The sequence below is a fragment of the Brevibacterium oceani genome, assembly GCF_013623835.1.
Taxonomy (GTDB): Bacteria; Actinomycetota; Actinomycetes; order Actinomycetales; family Brevibacteriaceae; genus Brevibacterium; species Brevibacterium oceani.
The window spans coordinates 615,087-640,924 of record NZ_JABKDE010000002.1 but is presented as its reverse complement, the minus strand read 5'-3'; the positions used below and the strand labels follow the sequence as shown (position 1 = coordinate 640,924).

At 65.6% G+C, this 25,838-nt stretch carries 21 protein-coding genes, 2 tRNA genes, 1 other RNA gene and 1 pseudogene; 11 read left to right on the top strand and 14 right to left on the bottom strand.

The window, feature by feature from the left end:
* Nucleotides 1-186: 186 nt before the first annotated feature.
* Nucleotides 187-1,287: pseudogene (locus tag HK401_RS21015) on the top strand (recombinase family protein); the annotation flags it as partial.
* A gap of 36 nt (nucleotides 1,288-1,323) precedes the next feature.
* Here the strand turns inward: HK401_RS21015 and HK401_RS21010 are convergent.
* The 3 genes from HK401_RS21010 to HK401_RS06385 all read right to left on the bottom strand — a co-directional run bounded on the left by HK401_RS21010 (nucleotide 1,324) and on the right by HK401_RS06385 (nucleotide 2,549).
* On the bottom strand, nucleotides 1,324-1,578 hold the full coding sequence (locus tag HK401_RS21010; RefSeq protein WP_309135920.1) for a hypothetical protein: 255 nt from the start codon (nucleotides 1,576-1,578) through the stop codon (nucleotides 1,324-1,326).
* A 259-nt stretch (nucleotides 1,579-1,837) separates the two neighbouring features.
* Nucleotides 1,838-1,914: transfer RNA gene (locus tag HK401_RS06390), tRNA-Val, on the bottom strand.
* 137 nt (nucleotides 1,915-2,051) lie between these two features.
* Complete coding sequence (locus tag HK401_RS06385; RefSeq protein ID WP_181273803.1) at nucleotides 2,052-2,549, bottom strand: TetR family transcriptional regulator; 498 nt, start codon at nucleotides 2,547-2,549, stop codon at nucleotides 2,052-2,054.
* A gap of 82 nt (nucleotides 2,550-2,631) precedes the next feature.
* Here HK401_RS06385 and HK401_RS06380 point away from each other — a divergent pair.
* Nucleotides 2,632-2,708: transfer RNA gene (locus HK401_RS06380), tRNA-Pro, on the top strand.
* 50 nt (nucleotides 2,709-2,758) lie between these two features.
* Here the strand turns inward: HK401_RS06380 and HK401_RS06375 are convergent.
* Together HK401_RS06375 and HK401_RS06370 are read right to left on the bottom strand one after the other, a co-directional pair.
* Complete coding sequence (locus tag HK401_RS06375; protein WP_181273802.1) at nucleotides 2,759-4,171, bottom strand: uracil-xanthine permease family protein; 1,413 nt, start codon at nucleotides 4,169-4,171, stop codon at nucleotides 2,759-2,761.
* Nucleotides 4,172-4,240: 69 nt separating this feature from the next.
* Nucleotides 4,241-5,788 carry a fatty acyl-CoA synthetase gene (locus HK401_RS06370; protein WP_258234020.1) on the bottom strand — a complete coding sequence of 516 codons (1,548 nt, stop codon included), beginning with the start codon at nucleotides 5,786-5,788 and terminating at the stop codon, nucleotides 4,241-4,243.
* A gap of 128 nt (nucleotides 5,789-5,916) precedes the next feature.
* Between HK401_RS06370 and HK401_RS06365 the strand changes: the two genes are divergently transcribed.
* Together HK401_RS06365 and HK401_RS06360 are read left to right on the top strand one after the other, a co-directional pair.
* A complete protein-coding gene (locus HK401_RS06365) occupies nucleotides 5,917-6,807 on the top strand; it encodes a Nif3-like dinuclear metal center hexameric protein (RefSeq protein ID WP_181273801.1) in 891 nt (296 codons plus the stop codon).
* A 14-nt stretch (nucleotides 6,808-6,821) separates the two neighbouring features.
* The gene (locus HK401_RS06360; protein ID WP_181273800.1) at nucleotides 6,822-7,550 is read left to right on the top strand and encodes a zinc ribbon domain-containing protein; all 729 of its coding nucleotides are present in this window, start codon (nucleotides 6,822-6,824) and stop codon (nucleotides 7,548-7,550) included.
* 43 nt (nucleotides 7,551-7,593) lie between these two features.
* Here HK401_RS06360 and HK401_RS06355 read toward each other — a convergent pair whose 3' ends face one another.
* Nucleotides 7,594-8,370, bottom strand: a complete 777-nt coding sequence (locus HK401_RS06355; RefSeq protein ID WP_181273799.1) for a YaaA family protein — start codon at nucleotides 8,368-8,370, stop codon at nucleotides 7,594-7,596.
* A 141-nt stretch (nucleotides 8,371-8,511) separates the two neighbouring features.
* Here HK401_RS06355 and rnpB point away from each other — a divergent pair.
* Nucleotides 8,512-8,881, top strand: an RNA gene (gene rnpB, locus HK401_RS06350) — RNase P RNA component class A.
* A gap of 71 nt (nucleotides 8,882-8,952) precedes the next feature.
* On the opposite strand, the gene ppgK is transcribed toward rnpB, so the two are convergent.
* Together ppgK and map are read right to left on the bottom strand one after the other, a co-directional pair.
* A complete protein-coding gene (ppgK, locus tag HK401_RS06345) occupies nucleotides 8,953-9,786 on the bottom strand; it encodes a polyphosphate--glucose phosphotransferase (protein ID WP_181273798.1) in 834 nt (277 codons plus the stop codon).
* Nucleotides 9,783-10,697: a type I methionyl aminopeptidase gene (map, locus tag HK401_RS06340; protein ID WP_181273797.1), complete on the bottom strand. Its 915-nt coding sequence runs from the start codon at nucleotides 10,695-10,697 to the stop codon at nucleotides 9,783-9,785. The genes ppgK and map overlap by 4 nt, the downstream gene beginning before the upstream one ends.
* 173 nt (nucleotides 10,698-10,870) lie before the next feature.
* On the opposite strand from map, the gene HK401_RS06335 reads away from it, so the two are divergent.
* The gene (locus tag HK401_RS06335) at nucleotides 10,871-11,602 is read left to right on the top strand and encodes a FadR/GntR family transcriptional regulator (RefSeq protein ID WP_181273796.1); all 732 of its coding nucleotides are present in this window, start codon (nucleotides 10,871-10,873) and stop codon (nucleotides 11,600-11,602) included.
* A 63-nt stretch (nucleotides 11,603-11,665) separates the two neighbouring features.
* Here HK401_RS06335 and ald read toward each other — a convergent pair whose 3' ends face one another.
* A complete protein-coding gene (gene ald / locus HK401_RS06330; protein WP_181273795.1) occupies nucleotides 11,666-12,784 on the bottom strand; it encodes an alanine dehydrogenase in 1,119 nt (372 codons plus the stop codon).
* 296 nt (nucleotides 12,785-13,080) lie between these two features.
* On the opposite strand from ald, the gene HK401_RS06325 reads away from it, so the two are divergent.
* The 3 genes from HK401_RS06325 to HK401_RS06315 are packed head-to-tail and all read left to right on the top strand — an operon-like array spanning nucleotide 13,081 to nucleotide 17,694.
* Nucleotides 13,081-13,284 carry a hypothetical protein gene (locus tag HK401_RS06325; RefSeq protein WP_166975885.1) on the top strand — a complete coding sequence of 68 codons (204 nt, stop codon included), beginning with the start codon at nucleotides 13,081-13,083 and terminating at the stop codon, nucleotides 13,282-13,284.
* Nucleotides 13,285-13,288: 4 nt separating this feature from the next.
* Entirely contained in the window at nucleotides 13,289-14,647 is a 1,359-nt protein-coding gene (gene glnA, locus HK401_RS06320) for a type I glutamate--ammonia ligase (protein WP_181273868.1), read from the top strand.
* A gap of 5 nt (nucleotides 14,648-14,652) precedes the next feature.
* Entirely contained in the window at nucleotides 14,653-17,694 is a 3,042-nt protein-coding gene (locus HK401_RS06315) for a bifunctional [glutamine synthetase] adenylyltransferase/[glutamine synthetase]-adenylyl-L-tyrosine phosphorylase (protein ID WP_181273794.1), read from the top strand.
* A gap of 68 nt (nucleotides 17,695-17,762) precedes the next feature.
* Here the strand turns inward: HK401_RS06315 and HK401_RS06310 are convergent, their stop codons facing one another.
* A complete protein-coding gene (locus HK401_RS06310; protein ID WP_181273793.1) occupies nucleotides 17,763-19,229 on the bottom strand; it encodes a mycothione reductase in 1,467 nt (488 codons plus the stop codon).
* Between the two features lie 132 nt (nucleotides 19,230-19,361).
* The gene (gene glnA / locus HK401_RS06305) at nucleotides 19,362-20,786 is read right to left on the bottom strand and encodes a type I glutamate--ammonia ligase (protein WP_181273792.1); all 1,425 of its coding nucleotides are present in this window, start codon (nucleotides 20,784-20,786) and stop codon (nucleotides 19,362-19,364) included.
* 142 nt (nucleotides 20,787-20,928) lie between these two features.
* Here glnA (HK401_RS06305) and HK401_RS06300 point away from each other — a divergent pair, with 142 nt between their 5' ends.
* Nucleotides 20,929-21,369 (top strand): RDD family protein, encoded by a 441-nt coding sequence (locus HK401_RS06300; RefSeq protein WP_181273791.1) that lies wholly within the window; start codon nucleotides 20,929-20,931, stop codon nucleotides 21,367-21,369.
* Between the two features lie 89 nt (nucleotides 21,370-21,458).
* Here the strand turns inward: HK401_RS06300 and HK401_RS06295 are convergent, their stop codons facing one another.
* Genes HK401_RS06295 through lipB form a run of 3 tightly spaced genes read right to left on the bottom strand, consistent with a single transcriptional unit; the run spans nucleotide 21,459 to nucleotide 23,953 of the window.
* Nucleotides 21,459-22,196 (bottom strand): DUF4191 domain-containing protein, encoded by a 738-nt coding sequence (locus HK401_RS06295; RefSeq protein WP_181273790.1) that lies wholly within the window; start codon nucleotides 22,194-22,196, stop codon nucleotides 21,459-21,461.
* Nucleotides 22,197-22,251: 55 nt separating this feature from the next.
* A complete protein-coding gene (gene lipA / locus HK401_RS06290) occupies nucleotides 22,252-23,304 on the bottom strand; it encodes a lipoyl synthase (protein ID WP_181273789.1) in 1,053 nt (350 codons plus the stop codon).
* Between the two features lie 10 nt (nucleotides 23,305-23,314).
* Nucleotides 23,315-23,953 (bottom strand): lipoyl(octanoyl) transferase LipB, encoded by a 639-nt coding sequence (gene lipB, locus HK401_RS06285; RefSeq protein WP_181273788.1) that lies wholly within the window; start codon nucleotides 23,951-23,953, stop codon nucleotides 23,315-23,317.
* A gap of 157 nt (nucleotides 23,954-24,110) precedes the next feature.
* On the opposite strand from lipB, the gene HK401_RS06280 reads away from it, so the two are divergent.
* A complete protein-coding gene (locus HK401_RS06280; RefSeq protein ID WP_181273787.1) occupies nucleotides 24,111-25,793 on the top strand; it encodes a serine/threonine-protein kinase in 1,683 nt (560 codons plus the stop codon).
* The last annotated feature ends 45 nt before the right edge of the window (nucleotides 25,794-25,838 follow it).

The window sequence follows — 25,838 nt, the reverse complement described above, 5'->3', positions numbered from 1 at the left end:
GCAAGAAGCCAACGGCTGAGCTTTCGGGCTCGGTCGTGGTGCGCAGTCCTGTTTGGCCTTCGTGGCTTACCCGGTCCGCTCCCTCGGAGCCGCCGGGTCGTGTTTCCCCGTTACGAGTCGCACCGCACCAGCGGTCCCGCGGCCGCTCGTGCTGGCCCCAACTCACTGGGGAAGGGAACACGACCCATGACCACCACGACACCACGCCCACCTGCCACCGAAGCGCTGGATCGCGTCGGCGAGACCACCACCCTCGCCGTGTCCTACCTGCGCGTCTCGACCAAGGAGCAGGCCTCCAAGGGTGGACGGGACGAGGGCTTCTCGATCCCCGCGCAGCGCGAGGCGAACCTGCGCAAGTCCCGCGAGCTGAACGCGATCATCACCGAGGAGTTCGTCGACGCCGGTGAGTCCGCACGCAAGGCCGACCGGCCCGAGCTGATGCGGATGATCCAGTACGTCACGACCCACCAGGTCGCCTACTGCATCGTCCACAAGGTCGACCGCCTCGCCCGCAACCGCGCCGACGACGTGACCATCCACCTCGCCCTCAAAGAGGCCGGGGTCATGCTCGTCTCCGCCACCGAGAACATCGACGAGACCCCCTCGGGGATGCTGCTGCACGGCATCATGTCCACCATCGCGGAGTTCTACTCCCGCAACCTCGCCAGCGAGGTCTCCAAGGGCATGAACCAGAAAGCCCAGGGCGGCGGCACCAACGGCAAAGCCCCGATGGGCTACCTCAACGTCACCCGACGCGACGAACTCGGCCGGGAAGTCCGCACCGTCGAACTCGACCCCGACCGGGCACCGCTGGTCAAGTGGGCGTTCGAGGCATACGCCACCGGGAACCACTCCACCATCAGCCTGCACGAGGAGTTGATCGACCGGGGCCTGACCACCGTGCCTACGCCGAAGCGGCCGTCCAAGGCGCCGGTGCTGTCCACGATCCACAAGATGCTCACCAACCCCTACTACAAGGGCAGCGTCCGCTTCCGTGGCGCCAGCTACGACGGCCTGCACGAACCGCTCGTCGCCCCCGAGGTCTGGTACCGCGTCCAGGCCGTGCTCACCGCCCACCAGACCTCCGGAGAGAAGACCCAGAGCCACGACCACTACCTCAAAGGCAGCCTGTACTGCGGGCAGTGCGGATCACGCTTGACGTTGACCAATGCCAAGAGCCGCCGCGGCGTGATCTACCCGTACTTCATGTGCACCGGCCGACACGCCAAGCGCACCAACTGCGAACGCAAGTCCATGTTCGTGCCCGACATCGAAGCCGCCGTGGAAGACCAGTACCGGCGCGTGCAGATACCCGAACACGTCCTACCTGCGCTCCGCGAGCTGGTCACCAGCGAGTTCGACCGACTCCACCAGGCCGCCAAGCAAGAGAGCCAGGGGTACAAGGCCGAACGTGACGCTCTCCGTGATGAACGACAGAAGCTCATGCAGGCCCACTACGCCGGCGCCGTCCCCCTCGACCTCCTCGCCACAGAGCAGGACCGCATCGCGCGCCGGCTCGCGTTCCTCGACGCCCAGATCAACGCCGGAGACATCGAGTACGGGCAGGCCAAAGCACACCTGGACGACTGCCTAGCCCTCGCAGGCGACATGCACGCCATCTACATGAGCATCGACGACTCACTACGCCGGATCGCCAACCAAGCCTTCTTCGACAAGCTCGTCGTCACCGACGACGACACCATCGACGGCGAACCCGGCGTGCCGTTCAACGTGTTTCTGGACCCGGCCGTCCAGACCCTCGCCCTCCGTCACCAAGGACGGAAGGCGGAGTCTGGAACTCAAACCGGTGATGTCGCTGGTTTGAACAACGACCTTCTGGTGGGCCCAGAGGGACTCGAACCCCCGACCCTCTCGGTGTAAACGAGATGCTCTAGCCAACTGAGCTATAGGCCCCACGGCGCCGACGATGACCTCGCAAGCGCCTGATCAGTATGCCATACCCAGGCCGGTCCTCCGAATCCGGAGGACTCGCCGAGCCCGAGTCCGCGGCGATCGAACTGGTCCCTACCGATCGGTGTCGGGCGCTTCGGTCAGGATTGGAAGCGGACTGCGTCAAGCATCGCAGCGGCGTTGGCCGCGAAGTTCTCAGCGGCGGCCGCCGGGGCGATGTCGAAGAGTCTGCGGTTCTGCTCGACGGCCACGGCCCCGAGGGTCAGCGTGAGGATGCCCTGCGAGACCTGGGCGCCGAGGCGTTCGCTGCTCAGCGCACGGGGTGTGACATCGGCGGCGGCGATGGAGTAGCCGAGCAGCACGATCTCTGCCCCGTCGCGGTATTTCAACAGCACTTCTCGCAGCGACAGGGCTGCGGCGAGGGGTTCCGCGGTGACGGGACACAATGCGTCGACCTCGACCTTGAGGCTTTTGGAGATGAGGGCGAGAAGGGACTGCTTGTCCTTGACGTGCCAGTAGAGTGCGGACGGCTGAACCTCGAGCTCACGGGCGAGTCGACGCATGGAGAGATCACCGAGTCCGTAGCGCGAAAGGATGTCCAAAGCGGTGTCGGTGATGGTCTCGGCTGTCAGTGCCAATGAGACGTTCCTTTCATTCGGCGTCGGCGGCCGATCTCGATTTTTCAGATCGCGTTCCCATCGCTATAGTAGTTCCTGGTCACGGGATATAGCGCAGCTTGGTAGCGCGCCTCGTTCGGGACGAGGAGGTCGTGGGTTCGAATCCCGCTATCCCGACCAGGGAAAAGTGCCGCAACATCGCTCAGGCGAGGTTGCGGCACTTTTCATTGTCAGCCGGGATCCGGCCGCGTACGGGGCTGCGCATCCGCATCGGCCGGGCCGGCCGCCTCGGCGAGGCTCTCGACCAGGGCATCGGGATCGGTGCCGCGCCACCGGGCGATCGCCTTCATCACCTGATAGACGACGATCGCCGAGGCTGTGCCGAGCGCGATCCCCTCGAACTGCAGTCCGCCGGGGGACCAGGTGAAGTTCGCGATCGCGACGATGAGGGACACCGCGGCAGTGTTGAGGTTGATCGGATTCGAGAAGTCGACCTTGTTCTCCACCCAGATCCGCACGCCGAGCAGACCGATCATTCCGTATAGGACGGTCGCGGCGCCGCCGAGGACGCCGGGCGGGATGGTGGCGATGATCTCACCGAACTTCGGGAGCATGCTGAGGATGAGTGCGATGACCGCCGCGCACAGGTATGCAGCTGTGGAGAAGATGCGGGTGGCCGCCATGACCCCGATGTTCTCGGCGTAGGTCGTCGTGCCGGACCCACCACCGGATCCGGCGAGGATGGTCGAGAAGCCGTCGGCGAAGAGGGTGCGGCCGGTCAGGTGATCGAGATCTCTGCCGGTCATGGCCGCCACCGACTTCACGTGGCCGATGTTCTCAGCGATGAGGACGAGGACGACGGGGAGGAACAGCCCGAGGTATCCGAGATCGAAGGCCGGTGCGTGGAAGCTCGGCAGCCCGACCCAACCGGCGTGGGCGACCGTCGAGAAGTCGATCTGACCCTGCAGCCAGGCGGCCGCGTAGCCGACGAGAACGCCGATGAGGATCGACAGACGCCCGAGCATGCCGCGGAAGGCCACGGTGGTGATGAGGATCGCCGCGATGGTGATCACGGCCGTCAGGGGAGCCGCCTTGACCCAGTCCCAGGCGGCAGGGGCGAGGTTGAGGCCGATGAGGGCGACGATCGCTCCGGTGACCACCGGCGGCATCGTCACCTCGATCCACCGGACGCCGACGAAATGCACAATGAGCCCGACGAGTGCGAGCGTGACGCCGACGGAGATGATTCCGCCCTGGGCCAGCGCCATCGCATGAGAGTCGAGGTCCTCGCCTGAAGTCGCCGAGAACCCGGTGACTGCGCCGATCGGAGCGAGCAGCCCGAACGAGGATCCGAGGTAGGAGGGCATCATGCCCTTGGTGATGAGCAGGAAGAGGAGCGTCCCGATCGCTGTGAAGAACAGCGTCGTCGACGGTGGGAAACCGGTGAGCAGGGGAACGAGGAAGGTCGCTCCGAACATCGCGACGACATGCTGAGCGCCGATGCTGATGGTCCGCGCCCAACTCAGCCGCTCCTCGGGAAGGACGCGTGCGCCCTGGGCGATCGTGCGTCCGTTGCTGTGCAGTCGCCATCCGCGGCGGATGACATTCCGATCGTCGTCGTCCGTCTGTACCGATTTCACCATTGTGCTCCTTGCTGCAACTGCTCGGTTCGAGTCTGAACCGTCGGAAGAAGTCTATGCGCAGCCTCGCACTCAGCCGCGCAGGCTGCGTTTGAGGATCTTTCCGGCCGAGTTCTTCGGCAGTTCGGCGACGAATTCGACGCGCTTGGGCACCTTGAATCCGGCGAGGCGACTCCTGACGTGGGTGATCACGTCGTCGGTGTTCAGCTCGTCCTGCTCGGGTTTGAGGACGACGAAGGCGGAAATCGCCTCGATCCACTTCTCGTCGGCGACACCGACGACGGCGACCTCGGAGACCTGGGGGAGCTCGAAGATCACATCCTCGACCTGCCTGCTGGCCACCAGGACCCCGCCGGTGTTGATGACGTCCTTGACCCGGTCGACGACCTCGACGAATCCGTCCTCGTCGACCTTGACCAGGTCTCCGGAATGGAACCAGCCGTCGTCGAAGGCCTCGGCAGTGGCATCGGGCCGGTTCCAATAGCCCTCGCACAGCTGCGGGGACCGGTAGAGCATCTCGCCCTCCTGCCCGGGTCCGAGATCGTTGCCCTCACCGTCGACGACACGTGTTTCGACGAACATCACCGGTTTGCCTGCCGAACCGGGGTGCGCGTCGTGGTCCTCGGGCCGAAGCACCGTGCACAGCGGACCCAGTTCGGACTGGCCGAAGCAGTTGAAGAACCCGAGTTCGGGCAGTCGAGCCCGCAGGCGTTCGAGGATCGGGCCGGGCATGATCGAGGCACCGTAATAGGCCTTGCGCAGACTGCCGAGATTGCGGGTCTGCAGGTCGGGACTGTTGGCCAGGGCCACCCAGACGGTGGGTGCGGCGAAGAAGGAGTTGATCTCGCGCTCTTCGAACAGTGCCAGCAGCTGCTCGGGCACGGGTGCGGGCGCGATGATGTTGTGCGCACCGATCGAGAGCAGCGGCAGGAGGAAGACGTGCATCTGTGCCGAGTGGTAGAGCGGAAGCGCGTGGACGGCGCGGTCGCCCGCGTCGAAGTCGAGGACGAGGAGTGCGGAGAGGTACTCGTGGATGAGGGCACGATGGGTCATCACCGCGCCCTTCGGCGCCGAGGTGGTGCCGGAAGTGTAGAGCAGCTGTGCGACGTCGGTGTCGCTGACCGAGAATTCCCCGTCGCCTGCGGGGCTGATGGCATCGGCGGCGGCGACCGGCACGAGCGAGTTCAGGTCGAGGACCTCGGCCGCCGCACCTGTGGGCGTCGCCGTGACGGCCCCGATGAGGTCGGGGTCGGCGAAGACGATTCCCGCCCCGGCATTGTCGAGGATGTAGTCGAGCTCATCGTTCTTCAGCTGATAGTTCACGGGCACGTGGATGATGCCCGCCCGGGCGCAGCCGAGGTAGAGGAGCAGGTAGACGTCGGAGTTCTTGCCATAAGCGGCCACACGGTCGCCCTTCGCGGCACCGAGGCGCACGAGTTCGCGGGCAACGGCCGTGACGGCAGCGTCGAGTTCGGCATACGTCCAGGTCCGGTCGGCGAATTCGACGGCAGTGTCCGTGGGGAACCGGCCTGCGCTGCGGCGGATGAGGTCGGAGATCGTCGACGCCGTGGACATGGTGGGGGCGGTGGACTCAGAGTCGGAGGACTGTGAAGAGGTCATGTGCCAAATATAGGAGCGACGACCCGGAAAAGTGAACTGCGTCTCATTCGGACGGGCGGGTGATCGGCGAGGTGACCTGGGGAGCGATCGGCGACCTCCGCGGTTCGCTGATGTAATAGTGTGGTGCCATGAAGCATCCGAAGGTGAGTGACTGCGTCGACGTCTTCGATTCGCTGTGGCCGCCGGCCCTCGCCGAATCCTGGGATTCCGTGGGGCTGTCCGTCGGCGATCCCGCTGCGGAGGTCCGATCGATCCTCCTGGCCCTCGACCCGATGGATGCGGTGATCGCCGAGGCGGTCGTGCTCGATGCCGATCTCGTGTTCACTCATCACCCGCTCATGCTCAAACCCGTGAAATCGGTGAATGCGTCGACCCTCAAGGGGGGTGCGGTGCACACGCTCATCAGCAACGACATCGCCCTGTTCAACGCGCATACCAACGCCGACTCCGCCCGCGGAGGAGTCTCCGACGTCCTCATCTCCCTGCTGGGCATCACCGACGCGGATCCGCTGGTCACGCATACTCAACCGATCCCGGCAACGCCCCGGTCCGCTGTGGTGCGTGATTCTTCTGCCGCGGAGGCTGGCCGTCCGACCGGAATCGGCCGCGTCGGCGACCTGGACCGTCCGACCCCTGTGCGTGACATCGCACGCACCCTCGCCGAGGCTCTGCCGCGGACGACGACGGGTGTGCGGATCGCCGGTGACCCGGCGGCAACGGTCACCAGGGTGGCCGTCTGCGGCGGTGCCGGGGACTCCCTGTTCGACGACGTCCGGGCCAGCGGCGCCGAGGTCTTCATCACCGCCGACCTGCGTCATCACCCCGCCACAGAGGCCCGCGACACCGCGAACCGCCACGACGGGAGCCCTCAGCTCATCGACGTCTCCCACTGGGCCTCGGAGACCGTGTGGCTGGAGACCGCGGCCCGAGAGCTCGACGCCGAGTTCGCCGCCCGCGGCTTCACGGTCGCACTGCAGCACTCGGCCATCAACACGGACCCCTGGGTCGAACGCTACTGACGAGGAGATCGACGATGCTCATCACCGACGCCCAGCGCACTGCGCTGCAGACGCTCATCGAGCTCACGGCCTCAGGCCGCGCCCTGCGCCATGAACATGACAACCCGAAGCGTGCCGCCGAACTCCAGGAGCTCGTCGCGAACCACAGACGACTCGGTGAGGAGAAGACGCAGGCCGCTGAGGTCGTCGACGGGCATCGGTCGACGATCGCCGAAACGAACACGCTCATCGAAGCCCAGAGGGCGAAGATCGAGAAGAAGACCGCGGAACTCAACGACGGCACGGGACTGACCAGCAGAGACATGGTCAACATGCAGGACGAGATCGCGGGTCACGAAGCCCGAGTCGCCGAACTCGAAGAGACCGAACTGACCGAGATGGAGAACCTCGAGGCCGCCGAGGCGGGACTGGCGGACGTCGAGAGTCGCATCGCCGAGGTCACGGCCTCCGGCAAAGAGGTTCAGACAGCGGTGAAGGAGCGCAAGGCCGAGCTGCAGGGCCTTCTCGAGGACAATGCCGCCTCGGCGCGTGAGGCCAAGGGCGAGCTGCCGGTCGAACTCGTCACCGTCTTCGAGGCGAACGTCGCTCAAGGAGGCCCGGGTGCGGCCGTGCTCACGGGACCGAACTGTCAGGCCTGTGGTCAGCAGATCGGCGGAGCGGCGTGGAATGCGATGCTCGGCGCCGATGTCAACGAGACCTACGAATGCGAAGAATGCGAGGCGGTGCTGCTGCTCCGCAGCTGACGCTCGGTCCGGCGTGCTGTTCCTCCGCTCGACCGGGTGAGGCTCAGCCCGGCAGGACGATCGTGAGGACGGCCGGTTTCGACTTCGTGTGCGGAGTGAACTCGACCTCGTAGTTCTCCTCGGCTCGGGCGACGAGCTCATCGGTGCTCGCCGGCAGTGCCCGGGCATCGGAGAGGAGGCGGCCGGCGAACTCGCCGCGGTAGAACTTCGCCCAGTGGGAGACGACGCGTCGCTTTCCGCCGCTGACGGTCACGGCACCCATGGTGATCACCTGGTCGTGGGGCCCCGGCCACGCGGATCGGTAATCGCTCGAGCGGCAGTCGAGGGCGACCTCGGCGGGTGCCAGTTCGGGAGATTTCGCGAGGATCGGCTTCCAGAACGACGTGAGTCGACCCAGCCTGCCGAGATCGGTTTTCATCGCCAGCCGATAGGCCGGTATGAGGTCGAGCCCGTGGACCCGGCCGAAGAGTGCGGAGAAGACATGGACCTGCCGCAGCCGCTCCTGCAGAGTCGTGTCCGCAGCGGCGCGTGAGACGAGTTCGGCCGCGCCCATCGCTTCATAGAGGACACCGGAATACGTGAGCAGGGCCGGGGCGCAGGGCGTCGTGTCGAGGACGGTGTTGCGTTCGACGTCCGCGGCCAAGGACGCACCGACGCCGAGCTGCGCGAGAGCGTCCCGACGCTTCGAGACCGACTTGAGGGCGGTCAGAACCCGCTTCCGGCTGGGATTGAGCTCCGGTGCCGAGAGGCTTTCGAAGTCGAGGGGCGGACCGGTTTCGGCCGGGGTCTTGCCCTCGGAGGGCGGCAGCAGAATCTTCACCAGTCCATCGTAGGAGTACGTCAGGAGCCGACGGAGGCCGGGTCCGAATGAGCTTCGTCACGTTCTTCGCTCCCGTTTCCGGCTCAGGCGAAGTCCGGTGTGTACGCCTGCGGTGCAGGGGCTAGACTGGGGTGCTTGAGGACAGGTCACCAGACGGTCGCGGCTCTCCTTGTCGAGGGCTGAGGAACGTCCGGGCTCCGCAGAGCAGGGATGGTGGGTAACACCCACCCGGGGTAACCCGCGGGCCAGTGCAACAGAAAGCAGACCGCCCGACTCCGGTCGGGTAAGGGTGAAACGGTGGTGTAAGAGACCACCAGGGTGCCGGGTGACCGGTGCCGCTGGGTAAACCCCATCCGGAGCAAGATCAGACAGACAGCGTTCGAGGCTGCTCGCCGAGCTGTCGGGTGGATTGCTTGAGGCCGGTGGCAACATCGGTCCCAGACAGATGGCCGTCAGGCGAGAAGGGCAACCGACTCGTCGACAGAACCCGGCGTATCGGTGGCCTGTCCTCTTCCCCGTGGTGGTCCGCTCTTCGCCCGCTCTTCGGCGGGAATTCGGTCGATCTCCGGTGGGCCAGAGTGCTCAGGACGTGCTCTTCTTCACCTTCGCCTTGCCGCCGTTGACCGCGATCATCGCGGCCCCGACGATGCCGGCGTTGTTGAGCAGCTTGGCCGGTTTGAGTGAGGCCCGTGTGCTGATCAGCGGCAGGAACTCCGCATGGGACTTCGAGACTCCGCCGCCGACGATGATGACGTCGGGGGCGACGAGGAGCTCAAGCTGCGTGTAGTACTGCTGCAGACGCGCCGCCCACTCCGGATAGGACAACCCCAAACGTGTCTTCACCGATTCGGCGGCCTGCGTCTCCGCATCGGCTCCGTTCATCTCGATATGGCCCAACTCCGTGTACGGGACCATCCGGCCCTGTGTGAACAGGGCCGTGCCGATCCCGGTTCCCAAGGTGGTCAGCAGCACGGTCTTCTTCCGGTGTGCGCGACCGGCGCCGAAGATCATCTCGGCCAGCCCCGCTCCGTCCGCATCGTTGAGGAAGTAGACGGTCCGGCCGGTGCGCGCCCCGATGACGGCGGTGATGTTCGACCCGATCCAGCTCTGGTCGAGGTTGGCTGTGTATTCGACGAGGTGATCGCGGATGACGCCGGGAAATCCGCAGCCGACGGGCAGGGCATCGAGATCGGCTCTGTCCGCGACGATCCCCAGCTCGAGCGCCCTCACGGTCAGGTCCTCGAGCAGCCCGGCGATCGCCTCGGCGACGGCGCTCGGAGTCGCCGGCTTCGGGGTGAGCACCCGGATTCGTTTGAACGGCAGCTTCCCTGTCACCGTGTCCACGAGGGCGGCCTTGATGCCGGTTCCGCCGATGTCGATGCCGATGGCGAAGCGGTTCGTCGTCTCGTCGCTCATCCGACGGTCTTCTCTCTCTGCGGGCCGCCGGCGATGGCGGTGGTGGCGTCGGGGAGTGTGAGGATGTCCGCCCCGGTCTCAGTGACGACGAGGGTGTGTTCGAACTGGGCAGAACGCTTCCGATCCTTCGTCACCACGGTCCAGGCATCGTCCCAGACCTCCCAGTCGATGGTGCCGAGGTTGAGCATGGGTTCGATCGTGAAGATCATTCCCGGCTCGATCACCTCGGCGTGGGCAGGAGCCGCATCGTAGTGGGGGACGATGAGCCCGGAATGGAACTCACGGCCGACCCCGTGTCCGCTGTAGTCGCGGACGACGCCGTAGTCGAAGCGCTTGGCGTACTTCTCGATGACACGACCGATGACGTTGATCTCGCGTCCGGGTCTGACGGCCTTGATTCCGCGCATCATCGACTCATACGTGCGTTCGATGAGCAGGCGGGAGGTCTCGTCGACCTCGCCCACTGCGAACGTGCAGTTCGTGTCGCCGTGCATCCCTTCGAAATAGGCCGTGATGTCGACATTGACGATGTCTCCGTCGACGATCACCGTCGAATCCGGGATGCCGTGGCAGATCACCTCGTTGACCGATGTGCACACCGACTTCGGGAATCCGCGGTAGCCCAACGTCGACGGGTAGGCTCCGTGATCGCACATGAACTCATGGGCGACCGCGTCGATGTCATCGGTGGTGACACCGGGTGCGATCATCTCGCCGACCGCGGCAAGAGCGTTCGCGGCGATGAGGCCGGCGGCCCGCACCGTCTCGATCTCCTCGGCGGTGTAGACGTTGCTGCCGCGGCCCTCATCGGCGTCGGCCCGACCGACGTATTCGGGACGGGGGATGGACTTCGGCACTCCGCGTTCGGCGGAGATCGTGCCGGGAGTGAGCAGGCGCGTGTGTGCTGTCATGATGGAACCGATTCTATGGCGCTTCTTGAGCTTTGTCCCACTTCGCAAAGTCTGTCGGTGTGCGGGTCGGCGGTGCCTCGCGTCTAGAATCGTAAGCAACTGCGTCGACGATCGACGGTCGGCGGGAGCGCATGAACGCATCCGTCATGCGGCACACGAGGAGACCGGGAGGCATGTTGAGCGACGACACGACGGCAGCAGGTCATGAGTTCTCCGGCCTCGGGGACGTCGTGAGCCTGACGAGCGCGCCGCAGCAGATCGCCGATCACATCCTCTCCGGCATCGCCGTCGGTGCCCTGCCGGAAGGCACGCTGCTGCCGGGGGAGCGCACCCTGGCCGCCGATCTGCAGGTGTCGCGCTCGAGTGTGCGCGCCGCCCTGCTGCGACTCGAACGGCTCGGCGTCGTCGAACGCCGACGCGGACGCGGCGGAGGCACCTTCGTCAAGAACGCCCGCCCGGAGGCTCTGGCCCCGATGGCCGGCCGGATCGACGAATTCCATGCCGAGCGCCGCAACCTCCTCGACGCCCGCGCGGTATTTCAGAACTCGCTGGCCGCGACCGCGGCGCGTCGACGCACCGACGAGGAGCTCACGGAGCTGCGAGAGCTGGCCGAGACCTATTCCCGACTCGCCGAGGCGGCCGCCGCCCGCACCGCGGACGCGCAGTTCCATTTCGCCATCGCTCGCGCCGGGCACAATCCCGAGCTGGTGAGGATGGCGATCGACATCGATACGAAGATCAATGCCGGCTTCCGTCATGATCCGTTCTCCGCCGAGCTCTTCGACCACGCGGTGGCCGACCACGCGGCGATCGTTGACGCGATCGCCGAAGGCGATGCGGACAAAGCCGGGCGGCTGTGCGAGGAGCATTTCCGTTACACCACGATCGTCCCCAGAACTACCTGACGGCGGCCCAGCAACCTCGCGCAAGGTTGCTGGGCCGCCGTCAGGTAGTAGTTAGTTGTGGGGTCAGTTTGCGAGGGCGTGGGCCACGGACACGGCTTCGAGGCCGAATGCCTCGGCGACGTTGTCGTTCGTGACGTGCCCGTTGTGGACATTGAGTCCGCGCGCCAGCCCCGAATCGCTTGACAGTGCCTGATGCCAGCCGCGGTTGGCCAGCTTCACCGCATAGGGCAGGGTCGCATTCGTCAGCGCCGCGGTCGCGGTGTTCGGCACGGCTCCGGGCATGTTCGCCACGCAGTAGTACACGGAGTTGTGCACCGTGAAGGTCGGGTCGTCATGGGTCGTGGGTCGGGAGTTCTCGAAGCAGCCGCCCTGGTCGATGGCGATGTCGACGAGAACCGATCCCGGCTTCATTCCGGCAACCATCTCGTCGGTGACGAGTTTGGGGGCCTTCTTGCCGGGGATGAGCACGGATCCGATGACGAGGTCGGCTGCGGCCAGGGACTTCGTGATCTCATACTTGTTCGACACCTTCGTGGCGATCGTACCGTTGAAGGTCTCGTCGATCTGGCGCAGCCGGGGGATGTTGATGTCGATGACCTCGACGTTCGCCCCGAGGCCCAGAGCCATGCGTGCCGCGTTCGTGCCGGCCACACCGGCACCGATGACGACGACGTTGGCGCGTTCGACTCCCGGCACGCCCGAGAGCAGAATGCCGCGTCCGCCTTCGGCCTTGAGCAGGCTGTGCGCGCCGACCTGGGTCGACAGTCGCCCGGCGATCTCGGACATCGGGGCCAGCAGAGGCAGGCCGCCGCCGTCAGGGGCGACGGTCTCGTAGGCGATCGCGGTGGTGCCGGCGTTCATCAGTGCCTGGGTCAGCGCCTCATCGGCGGCGAGGTGGAGGTAGGTGAAGAGGACGAGGTCCTTGCGGAGGAATCCGTATTCCGACGCGATGGGTTCCTTGACCTTGAGCACCATGTCTCCGGCGGCCCAGGTGGCGGCGGCGTCCGGGGCGATGACGGCGCCGGCGGCGACGTATTCGTCGTTGCTGATGAAGGAGCCCTCGCCGGCTCCCGACTGCACGGTGACCTCATGGCCGTGGGCGACGAGTTCGTGGACGCCGGCGGCGGTGATGGCGACTCGGAACTCGTTGTTCTTGACCTCGGTGGGCACTGAAATGCGCATTGTCTTCCTTCTCTCATGATCGTGCGCCGCTGGGGCGGGAACGGCCGACCTCGCCGTCGTCCGTCGATGGCTCCCACTGTATTCCTTAGAAGGTTTGCAGAGCAAACCTTTATGCCTGTTTTCGTCATCAATGATGCGAAATCAGTGTTCTGTGGTGCCAGATGGTGCGGAAAACATGGATCCAGCGAGCGCAGAGACCGAGCCGGACGATATGGACGGGGTGCACTGCGAATTCGGTGCGAAACGGTAAGCTGAAGACGTCAGTGCAGAACCCCACCAAGGAGAGAAGGCTCGCCATGGGACTCTACGAAGATATCGACGACCCCGACTCGAAGTACTACTTCAATCTCGAGACGAACACCGTCGAAAAGGGTCTGGTCAGCGATTGGACGCACCGCATGGGCCCGTATGAGAGCGAAGAGGTCGCACGGGCGGCACTTGAGAAGGCCCGCGAGCGCAATGAGAAGTGGGATGACGACGACGAGAAGTGGAACGGCTGAACCGATGTCGCGTCAGGAGGAATTCGTTCTCAGGACCGTCGAGGATCGTGAGGTGCGTTTCATCCGGCTGTGGTTCACCGATGTCCTCGGACAGCTGAAGTCCGTGGCCATCGTCCCGGCCGAACTCGAAGGAGCCTTCTCCGAAGGCATCGGGTTCGACGGTTCCGCGGTCGAAGGGCTCTCCCGGGTCTACGAGGCCGACATGGTCCTCAAGCCCGATCCGTCGACGTTCTCTCTGTTGCCGTGGCGCGGAGAGGTCGAACCGACCGGTCGGATGTTCTGCGATGTCCACGTTCCCGGAGGCGAACCTGCCCCGGCCGATCCGCGCAACGTCCTCAAACGCACGCTGGCGAAGGCCGCCGAACGCGGCTTCACCTTCTATGTGCACCCGGAGATCGAGTTCTATCTGTTTAAGACCGACAACCTCGACCCGGTCACAGGCATCAGCGACGGCACCGCACCGATGCCGGTGGACACAGCTGGATACTTCGACCATGTCAACGGCGGCACCGCCAACGACTTCCGTCGCGAGGCCGTGACGATGCTTGAGGCGATGGGACTCTCGGTCGAGTTCTCCCACCACGAGGCGGGGCCCGGCCAGAACGAGATCGACCTGCGCTATGCCGACGCCCTGACGATGGCCGACAACGTCATGACGTTCCGCTCGGTGATCAAGGAGGTCGCGATCTCACAGGGGGTCTACGCCTCGTTCATGCCCAAGCCGCTGTCTGCGCAGCCGGGCAACGGCATGCACACGCATGTGTCCCTGTTCGAGGGCGAGAACAACGCGTTCTTCGAACCCGGTGCCGAATATCAGCTCTCGCGGACAGGGCGTCAGTTCATCGCGGGTCTGCTCACTCACGCCGGCGAGATCTCGGCCGTGACCAATCAGCACGTGAACTCCTACAAGCGACTGTGGACCGGCCACGAAGCTCCGTCCTACATCTCGTGGGGCCACCGGAACAGGTCGGCGCTGGTGCGGGTTCCCCAGTACAACTCGGGCAAGTCCTCGTCCGCGCGCATCGAATACCGGGCGCTGGATTCCGCAGCCAATCCCTATCTGTCCTACGCGCTCATGCTCGCCGCCGGACTCAAGGGCATCGAGGAAGGGTATGAGCTGCCGGAGGAGGCCGAGGACAACGTGTGGCTGCTCTCGGACACCGAACGCCGCGCCATGGGCATCGAAGCGCTGCCGGCCAGCCTCTCGCATGCTGTGACCCTGATGGAGAGCTCCGACCTCGTGGCCGAAGCGCTCGGCGAGGAGGTCTTCGACTTCTTCCTGCGCAACAAGAAGCAGGAGTGGAGCGACTACCGGGCTCAGGTGACGCCCTACGAGCTCGCCAAGCACTTCACGTCGATGTAGTCGCAATGGCAGGAATCACTTCACGCACGACGACCGTCCCGGACGCAACGTCACGCTTCCTCTACGAGCTCGACGAACTCCTGGGGGAGCCTCTGGCCACGGACTCCCGCTTCGTCGACCTGCTCATGGCCACCCCCGACCCGCACGGCGCCGCGCTCGGACTGCTGCGGGTGGTCGAGGCGGCCGGAGACGGGTCGGCCCAGCTGCTGAGCGCGGTGCGTTCGGGGACCGCGAAGGATCTCGCCGAGGACGAGCTCAACCGTCCGCTGCTGGCCCGGCTGCTCGCCGTCATGGGCACCTCGGAGGCGATGGTCGACCACCTCGTACGGCATCCTGACTCCCTCCCGCTGCTGCTGGCACCGGATCCCTTCCTCCTCATCGAGACCCCCGATGCCTCGGCTGTGTCGCTGCGCGCGAGCCTGCTCGGGGCCCTCGGCGCGGACCCGGATGATCCGGCTCCCCGCGCCGGGGTCGCCGGCGACGACGGCATCCGGGTGCTGCGCCGGACCTATCGGGACGCAGTGCTGCGACTGGTCGCCGACGATCTCTCGGCGGAGTCTCCGGAGGACATCGTCGAGCACGTCATGGCCGCCCTGTCGGATCTCGCGGCGGCCGCTCTCGATGCCGCACTGGCGATAGCGCGTGCCGAGCTCGACGAGGCGGGTTCCGTGCGCCTCGCGGTGATCGCCCTCGGAAAGACCGGGGCCAGGGAGCTCAACTACGTCTCCGACGTCGACGTCGTCTTCGTCCTCGATTCCCGCACCGATGAAGAGGGGCGACGTTTGGCCACCGAACTCGCCCAGCGCGTGCGCGGCATCCTCTCCGACGCCGGCGGCGAGCCGGCTCTGTGGGAGGTCGACACCGCGCTGCGCCCGGAGGGCAAGGCCGGCGCACTCGTGCGCACGCTCTCCGAATTCGAGCACTACTATGACGAGATCGCTCACAACTGGGAGTTCCAGGCCCTTCTCAAGGCTCGGCCCGTGGCCGGTGACGCCGAGGTGGGGGAGTGGTTCTCGCAGTCGCTGCTGCCCTTGGTCTGGAAAGCTGCCACCCGCACCGGCTTCATCGACGGAATCAGGGCGATGCGTCGCCGCGTCGTCGATCTCATCCCTGCCGCCGAAGCACCCAGGCAGATCAAGCTAGGTCGAGGCGGTCTCCGCGACGTCGAGTTCTCCGCACAGCTGCTCCAGCTTGTCCACGGCCGCACCGATGAGGAGATCCGCACGCCGAACACACTCGTCGCGCTCGGCGAACTCGGCGAACACGGCTATATCGGTCAGCAGGACGCCTCGGTCTTCTCGACCGCCTACCGGTTTATGCGGGTCGTCGAACACCGGGTGCAGATCCCGCGGATGATGCGCAATGCACTCATCCCCGATGACGATGCGAAGCTGCGGATCCTCGCGCGGTCAGTGTTCCGCTCCGGCTCCCGCACCGGTGCTCGACTCGAAGAGGCCCGGCGGGACTACGCCCGGCAGGTCACCCGACTGCATGAGCAGATCTTCTACCGGCCGATCCTCGATGCCGCGGTCGGCGTCCATGGAGCCGTCGTCGATGCCCACAAGCGGGGAACGAGCCTGCAGGCGGCAGCGGACCGACTCCAGGCGTTCGGCTACCGGGATCCGCAGGGGGCACTGGGCCATATCAAGGCCCTGACCACCGGTGTGTCACGGACCGCGATGGTGATCAAACAGGTGCTGCCGGCACTGTTGGACTGGTTCTCCGACGGCGTCGAACCGGACCGCGCCCTCTTGGCCTTCCGGCGCCTCAGCGAATCCCTGTCGAGCTCGGGATGGTTCCTCAAGATGCTCCGTGACTCCGGCCTCGCCGCGAAGTCCGTCGCCGAGGTATTGTCCCTGTCCGGCTATGCGACCGAGCTGCTGCTGCGACAGCCGGCAGCGGTGGCCTGGCTCGATCGCCTGGACAACCTCGAGGCCCGAGATCAGCAGGTGCTCGGCGCCGAGGTCGACGGGCTGCTCAAACGACATGGCAAGGCCGCGGTGACGCCGATTCGGGAGACCTACAGCCGCGAGCTCCTGCGCATCGCCTTACGCGACGTCCTCGGCGTCGGCGATCGCACTGAGATCCCCGGCGACCTCTCCGATCTCATGGACCTCGCCGTCCGCGGTGCGCTGCAGGCGGTGCGGGCCGATCTCGACAGCGATGAGATCCCCGGATATGAGTTCGCCGTCGTCGCCATGGGCCGCTGGGGCGGACGGGAGATCGGCTACTTCTCCGATGCGGACGTCATGTACGTCTACCGGGCGAAGGACACCGACCTCGACGCGGAAGCGAAGGGCAAGCTGAGCAAGCACGTCACGAAGGTCGCCCTCCGATTGGCCTCGCGGCTCAAAGCCAGCGAGGGAGCACAGGGAGTCGACCTCGACGCGGATCTCCGTCCCGAGGGAAAGAACGGACCCCTCGTGCGCACCTTCGCCTCCTATCAGGCCTACTACGCGAAATGGTCGCAGCCATGGGAGGCTCAAGCCCTGCTTCGGGCGCGACCCGTCGCCGGCAGTGATGAACTCATCACCGCCTTCCTCGACCTCATCGACCCGCTGCGGTATCCGACCGAGATGCCGCAGAAGGCGCTCACCCAGGTCCGCACCCTCAAAGCGCGGATGGAGGACGAACGTCTGCCGCGCAGCGCCGACAAACGTCGGCACCTCAAACTCGGCCGCGGCAGCCTCTCCGACGTCGAGTGGACCGTCCAGCTCCTCCAGCTCGAGCACGCCCATGACACAGCCGGACTGCGCACGACATCGACGCTCGTCGCCCTCGACGCAGCCTGTCAGGCGGGGTTGATTCCCGACGAGGACGCCGCCGAGCTCAAGGCCGCATGGCAGATCGCCACGGATGTGCGCTCCGCCGTCATGCTCTTCCGCGGTCGCACCGCCGAATCGCTGCCTGCCGATCACACCGAACTCGAGGCGACCGCCCGACTGCTCGGCTATGCGGCGGGAACGGGCCACGACCTCGAGGACGACTACCTGCGCACCACCCGCCATGCCCGCGCCGTGATGGAGCAGCGCTTCTACGGCTTCTGAACGGCCGCCTCGGCGCGGGTCTGCGGGTTCGGGCGCAACCGGGCCCGGTCAGGCGCTGATGGGAGTGCTCAGTCCGAGAATTCCAGGCCCAGCAGAGCGTTCTCGATGACTTCGGGCAGGGCCGGGTGGATCCAGTACTGGCCGGTGGCGACCTCGTCGGCCCGCTGTCCGAAGGCCATGGCCTGGATGAGCGGCTGGATGATCATCGAGGCCTCGTGCCCGACGATCTGCGCGCCGAGGATGAGCCTGCTTTCGCGGTCGGCGATGATCTTGACGATTCCGGGGTCATCGGCCATCGCCCAGCCGTACGCGACATCCGAGTACTGCTGCACTTTGACGGTGACATCGTGTCCGGCGTTCCTGGCATCCTGTTCGCTCATACCGACATAGGCGACCTGCGGGGAGGAGAACACCGCACCGGGCACCGCATGGTGGTTGACGGCGGCGAGCTCATCGTCGGGTGCCGATCCAGGGGAACCGGCGGCCACGTCGGCGGCGAGGTTGCGTCCGACGATCTTCGCTTCATGGTTGGCCACATGTTTGAGCTGGTGCGGTGACGAGATGTCGCCGAGGGCGAAGACGCCGGGTACCGGGGCCCCGCCGGAGAGCACCCGCTGGTACTCGTCGACGGCCAGCCGCTCATCGGTCATGACATCGTGATCGGCGGCGGAGACGGCGAGCTCGGCGGTATTGGGCACGCGTCCGGTGGCCACGAGCACAACGTCCGCGGTGAGCGTATCGGGCAGGTCCGCCTCGGCGACGCGCCCGCTGGGTTCGATGGTGAGAGTGACCTCGCCGTCGGCGAGGTCGAACCGCTTCGCCTGCGCCCCGGTGAGGACGGTGTGCGATTCGGCGAAGATACGGGTGAACTCGTCAGCGGCCTCCTCGTCGAGGTTGCCGAGCAGTCGGGGACCGCGCGCAAGGACGGTCACCTCGGTGCCGAACGGGGCGAACACGTGGGCGAACTCCATCGCGATGATTCCCGAGCCGATGATGATCAGCCGGCGCGGAGGGGAGGGGCGGCGCATGACGGTGTTCGAGGTGACGACAGGGAAGTCTTCGGTGTCGACCAAGGAGGGGTCGAGGCCGTCGATCGGTGGGATGAACGGATGGGCACCTGCGGCGATGACGATGCGATCGGCGGTGATCTGCTCACCCGAGGCTGTGACGACGGTCTTCTCGCCGGTGAAGTGAACGTGTTCCGGCACGACGGTGATGTTCGGCTGTCGGTCACTGCTGCGGTACTCGCGTCCTCCTTCTTCGATGGCGTCGACGCGGGAGAAGATGCGTTCCTGCAGAGCCGACCAGTCGACCTGCGGGTGTGTGGCAGAGAGGTTGTAGCGTGCGGCCTGTGCGGCCCGTTCGGCCACGGTCGCGGGGTAGACGAACATCTTCGTCGGGATGCAGCCGACGTTGAGGCAGGTGCCGCCGAAATGCCATTCCTCTGCGACGGCCGTCTTCAGGCCCGCGAATCGCTCGTCGAGGAACATGTTTCCCGATCCGGTGCCGATGAGAAGCAGGTCATAATGCGTCAAAGTCGTTCCCTCCAGGGGTCTGTACGTCCGGCCCGGTATCGGCCCGAAACGGCGAAAGGGCGCCACGGGTGCAAACCCGTGACGCCCTCACTCTATTCCACGCGCGGTGAAGCCTCCGTGCGCCGGAGCGGCTCAGAGTGCGTAGTAGAGCTCGAACTCCGTCGGTGTCGGACGCAGACGTGCAACGTCGATCTCGTTCTCACGCTTGATCCGGATCCAGGTCTCGATGAGGTCCGGGGTGAAGACGTCACCGGCGGTGAGGAAGTCGTGGTCCTTCTCGAGCTCGTTGAGCGCCTCGTCGAGGCTGCCGGGGACGAGTTTGATGTCCTTGGCCTCCTCGGGCGGGAGTTCGTAGAGGTCCTTGTCGATCGGCTCCGGCGGTTCGATCCGGTTGCGGATGCCGTCAAGACCGGCCATCAGCTGTGCGGAGAACGCGAGGTACGGGTTCGACGACGGATCGGGCACGCGGAACTCGAGGCGCTTGGCCTTGGGCGACGACCCGGTCACCGGGATGCGGATCGCTGCCGAACGGTTGCGGGCCGAGTAGACGAGGTTGACGGGTGCCTCGTAGCCGGGGACCAGACGGCGGTAGGAGTTGATCGTCGGGTTCGTGAACGCCAGCACGGCACCGGCGTGTTCGATGAGTCCGCCGATGTACCAGCGGGCGAGGTCGGAGAGGCCGCCGTAGCCGTTCTCGTCGTAGAAGAGCGGCTCGCCGTTCTTCCACAGCGACTGGTGGCAGTGCATGCCCGAGCCGTTGTCGTTGAACAGCGGTTTCGGCATGAACGTCGCGGACTTGCCGGCTTCGAAAGCGGTGTTCTTGATGACGTATTTGAAGTCGAGCAGCTGATCGCCAGCGTGCTGGAGAGTCTTGAACTTGTAGTTGATCTCCTGCTGCCCTGCGGTGCCGACCTCATGGTGGGCGCGTTCCATCTCGAAGCCGATCTGCTCCAGCGTCAGCGACATCTTGTCGCGGATGTCGGCGAAGTGATCCTGCGGGGAGACAGGGAAGTATCCGCCCTTGAAAGGAGTCTTGTAGCCCTGGTTGCCGCCGGGCTCGTCCTCACCGGTGTTCCATGCCGCTTCTTCGGATTCGACCGCGTAGTAGCTGCTGCCGGGAGTGTTGTCGTAGCGAACGGAATCGAAGAGGTAGAACTCGGCTTCCGCGCCGAAGAACACGGTGTCGGCGATGCCGGTGGACTCGAGGTAGGCCTCGGCCTTTGCGGCGACCTGGCGGGGGTCGCGGGAGTACGGTTCGTCGGTGAACGGGTCGACGATCGAGTGCGAGACGACGAGGGTCTTCGCCTCGCGGAAGGGATCGATGTAGGCGGAGGTGACATCGGCCAGCAGCTTCATGTCGGATTCGTGGATGCCCTGGAAACCTGTGATCGAGGACCCGTCGAAGAGCAGACCTTCGGTGATCTCCTCTTCGCCGTACGAGGCGGCGGGGAGGTTGAAGTGCTGGACCACACCGGGCAGATCGCAGAAACGGACATCGACGAATTTCACGTCGTTGTCCGAGATGTACTTGACGAGTTCTTCAGCAGACGAGAACACTTAGGTCTCCTAGTTAGGGTACGTTGGCCGTTTGGCTGACCACGGTCAATCCTAGTCGGGTCTGCATGAAGTCGTGATGACGCTCATGTTTCGGGCATGTTTCCTGAGGATTCACTCAGGGCCGATTCCGTAGGCTGGGGGAGTGATCAATCGAGATGATTTGGGTTCGTGGCTCGACGGGCCCCGCTTCGAAAGAGAGGCCGACGACTGGCCGGGCAAGAGGCTCGGCCTGCCGTTCTCCGGTTCCCATTCCCTGGCCCCGGCGTGGAAGCGCCTCCTCGCGCTCCTCGTCGATTGGCTGATGTGCCTGGGCATCGCGAATCTCATCGACGGCTCGAATCCGTTCCTGGCACCGGGGATCTTCGCCCTCGAGAATTTCCTGCTCGTGGGCACCTTGGGCTATTCGGTGGGTCATCGCCTCTTCGGCATCGAGGTCCGCCGTCTCGACGGACACGTCCCGGGAATGCTCAAATCGCTCATCCGCGCTCTGCTCGTGGTACTCGTCGTCCCCGCGCTCATCTTCAACAGAGACAATCGCGGCGTCCATGATCTGGCGGCGGGCACCGTCATCCTCCGTCGCTGAAATCCCTCCCTATTGCTACCTGACGGCGGCCCAGCACCCTCGCGCGAGGTTGCTGGGCCGCCGTCAGGTAGCAATAGGAAGTGGGTGGGTCAGCGGCCGCGCATCGCTTTGTGGTTCGGACGGGCCTTGTTCGGGTCGATGCCCTTCGGAATCGGCGGGCGAGTGCCCTGAGTTCCCAGCGCCGCCAGACGGTTGCGGACGGCGAGGACCTCGGCGCGGTTGAGCTTGCGCGGCAGCTTCTGCACGGTCGGAACGACCTGCTTCATCGACAGCTGGCCCTCTTCCTTCCCGCCCTGGAAGGTGTGGATCGGCACATTGGGGAGGATGCGCTCGTGACGCTTCTTCTCCTTGGACAGCAGTTTCGCGCTGCGTCCCTTCGGACCTTCGCTGAGCAGGACGACGCCCGCGCGTCCGGTCGAGCGGAACACGAGGTCCCGGCTCTTCGGATCGATGGCGATCGGCTTCTCATCCATGAGGTAGCCGCGGCGAGCCGTGTTGAGAACGGCACCGAAGGCACCGGGCTGACCATCCATCTGCGCAAAGGCCGCGGTTTCAGCGAACCGGCCGAGCATGAACATACCCAGCAGGAGTCCGAGCATGAAACCGAGGATCGTGGTGAAGATCGCGGTGGTGCCGCCGATGAGCAGGCCGACCATGAGGCCGATGAGCGTGAGTCCGAGCACGGCGGCAGCCAGCAGCCACGGAGTCGCCTTGTTGTGTTTGGCGGACAGCTCGTAGACCTGTCGCATCTGCGCCAGTCGGCCGGGCTTCTTGTTCGGATCCTTGGGCTTGCGCCGGAAAAGTCCCTTACGCGGTTCTTCGCTCATTCTCTCACTTGCTCTAGAAGGGCGTTGCGGCCCCGTCCTGCGGTGACGGGCGCCTTCATTGCTCAGCAGACAAGTCTACCTCTTCGCCGGGGCCGAAGGTATCCACAACGGCCTGGGCCTCCTGCTTGGCAGGCGTGTGCTTGTCGAGATGGGCGAGATGCGAGGGGATCGCCTCTCCACGTTGACGCATCGCGGTCGCCCACAGACGCCCCGCGCGGTAGGACGAACGCACCAGCGGACCGGACATGACGCCGAGGAATCCGATCTCCTTCGCGGCATCGCGGAGCATGACGAAGTCCGCCGGTTTGACCCACCGGGTCACCGGATGATGACGGGGCGAAGGACGCAGATACTGAGTGATCGTGATGAGATCACAGCCGGCGTCGTGCAGATCCTGCAGGGCCGAGATGATCTCATCGTTCGTCTCGCCCATGCCGAGGATGAGGTTCGACTTCGTCACCAGCCCGGCCTCGCGGGCCTGCGTGATCACCGACAGCGAACGCTCGTAGCGGAAGGCCGGGCGGATGCGTTTGAAGATCCGCGGCACGGTCTCGACATTGTGCGCGAGCACTTCGGGACGAGAGGAGAAGACCTCAGCGAGCTGGTCCGGCTTCGCGCTGAAGTCGGGGATGAGCAGCTCGACGCCGGTCCCGCGTCCGTCGACGTAGGAGAGTTCGTGGATCTTGCGCACGGTCTCCGCGTAGAGCCAGGCGCCGCCGTCCTCGAGATCGTCGCGGGCGACACCGGTGATCGTCGAGTAGCGCAGACCCATCTCCGCCACCGAGGCGGCCACGCGCCGAGGCTCGTCAGCGTCGAAATCCGCGGGCTTGCCGGTGTCGATCTGGCAGAAGTCACAGCGACGAGTGCACTGCTCACCGCCGATGAGGAACGTCGCTTCGCGGTCCTCCCAGCATTCGAAGATGTTCGGGCAGCCGGCCTCTTCACACACTGTGTGCAGTTCCTGCTTGCGGACGAGTGACTTGAGAGCAGAGTATTCGGGGCCGATATGCGCCTTCGCCTTGATCCAGGCGGGCTTGTCTTCGATCGGAGTCTCGGAATTGCGGGCCTCGACCCGCAGCATCCGGCGTCCTTCTGGGGCAATCGTCATCTGCGTCCTCCTAGGCGGTGATGGTCTCGTGCAGGATCTCGTTGAGACGAGCGGCCGTGTCCTCCGGCGTCACCGTCTTACCGAGTTCGGCACTGATCGTTGTGGTGTCGGCGTCGGCGATGCCGCAGGGGATGATGTTCTCGTACGCTCCGAGCTCATTGCTGCAGTTGAGTGCCAATCCGTGCATCGTGACCCCCTCGTGGATGCGGATGCCGATCGCGCCGATCTTGCGGTCGCGGCGGAGGCCGTCCCCGAGCAGCCAGACTCCGGCGCGGCCGTCGACCGTCGTGGCATCGATGCCGTATTCCGCGAGCAGGGTGATCATCGCATCCTCGAGCTGGGACACGAAGAGCCGGACCTCTTTGGGATCGTTGAGGCGGTAGATGAAGTAGGCGACGAGCTGGCCGGGACCGTGCCAGGTGATCTTGCCACCGCGGTCGACGTCGATGACCTCGGTGCCGTCGTCGGGACGCTCGTGATCCGAGGTGCGCTTCCCGGCGGTGTAGACCGGGGAATGCTCAAGCAGCAGGATCGTCGATTCCCGTTCACCTGCGAGCACTTCGTTGTGATAACTCTTCTGCATCTCCCAGGTCTGCCGATAGTCCGCGAGGACCGGAGCGAACCCGAGCGTTTCTGTGGCCAGGGGCATGACTCCACACTATGACTCTTCTGTCGAGGGTTCAATCTGCCGAATGATGACCCTCGACACCTTCCCGTGGGACACGGACCTTGACACGGAAGCATTGGGCAAGCACTATTAAAGCACATCAAACAGCAGCGAACATCATCAATGGAGATGACGAACAATGACGTGGGATTACCAGGTGACGATCGCGGACGTCGTCCATCGTGTGATCGGGCCGAGCGGCGAACGTGCATGGGGAGTCGATCATCGCGGATTCGATGAAGCGCGGTGCCCGTCGCTGCCCATCGCCGAGGTGGAGCTGCCGACCGGGTCGCGTTCCCTGCTCATCGTGCCCCAGTTCCCGGGAGGGTTGGTCCTGGACGCGGTGCGGACCTATCAGGGGCTGACGGATGCGGAGCTGTGCACGCTCTTCCTCGGCATCGTCTCCGCGCTCCGGGATGTCGAATCGGCCGCGGACCGGCTCACTCTTTCCGCATTCGCCCTCGACGCCGAGGGCCGACCCGTCCTGATTCCGGGTGTCTCGGCACCATTGCCGACCTCGCCGAGGCGGGCGCTGGGAGAGATGCTCTATCACGCAGGATGCGGTCGAGCGTGGGCGGAGTGCCTGATGCCGGTGAATCTCGCGCTGGCTGAGTCGTCACCGGGCCTGCGCTCGGTGGTCGGGGAACTCCTCGCCGACATGTCGCCGGAGGCGACGCCGACCTCGGGAGCCGGGCTGGCAGCAGCGCTCGACGAGGTGGCCGAGGCGATGCGGATGCTGGCTCGGCCAGCGGCGCTTCCGCTCGTGCCGGCAGACCGATCCTCGGACCCGGAAGCGGCGCTGACGGCCCGCCTGCGCGTCGCGGCGGGTCACCCGCCTACTCGACGTACGCACGAGCGGCACACACATGAGGGGCCCTTTCACGAGGCGCCCGCGCACGAGGCATCCGCGCACGAGGCAGACACGTCCGCCGCCTCGGCACCCTCTGGGCCGACTGATCGCGATGGGACCGCGACTCCGGGCGGCAGAGATCCCGCGGTGACCCTGCGGGCTGCCAGCCGTGGAGAGCGAAGACGAGAGTCCAGCCGTCGGCAGCATCGACGAGAAGGCGGCGGCAGAAATGCCCGAACGCGCTTCGGTCGAAAGCGTCGCGGACGACGAGCCGGAGGGGGAGGGGCACCGCGGAGCAGAGGAGGAAAGAGCCCACGCACCGCCGACGGAATGAGTGGTCGCCTCGTTCGACTGAGTCGTCAGCTAGCCGAAGTGCGCGAGCGTATCGGCAGTCTGCGCGGCGCGCTGACGGGCAGGTGGCTGATCGCCGGGGCGGTGTGCCTGACGGTGTTCGGCGGCCTCATCGTCTGGGGATCGCGACCCGGTGCGGAAGCGATGAATGATTTGCCGAACGCTGTGCAGGGGAGCGAGGGCCCGAACGGCGGCCGGGCCTCGACCGGTGCCGTTGCGCCTGAGAACACCGCCTCGGAGGAGACCGAAGAGTCCGCTGATGATTCGACCCCGAGCGACCCCGAGGCGATCCGGACGCTCAAAGAGCTCTGTTCGGCTCGCGCGGAAGCCCTGAGCGACGGCGACGTCGAAGCACTGCGGCTGCTGACTGTGCCGGGCTCGGCCGCCGCAGCCGCCGATGAACTCATCGACGAAGCAGCCTTCGCAGGGCAGGACTACACCATCGAGGTCGAGGACATCACCGTCGAGGCTTCCGCGGCCGAGAAGATCGTCGCTCGCGCGCAGATGCGCTCGAGCGCCGGAACCGGCGAGGATGCGCAGCGGTTCGACGCCCGGTCCGTCGAGTTCGAACTTCGGCTCGTAGACGGACACTGGCGCGTCGCGGAGGTCACCGAGACCTAGAGTGATCGAGAGGATGAATGGGCCGAGGGGCCGATCACGGATGAT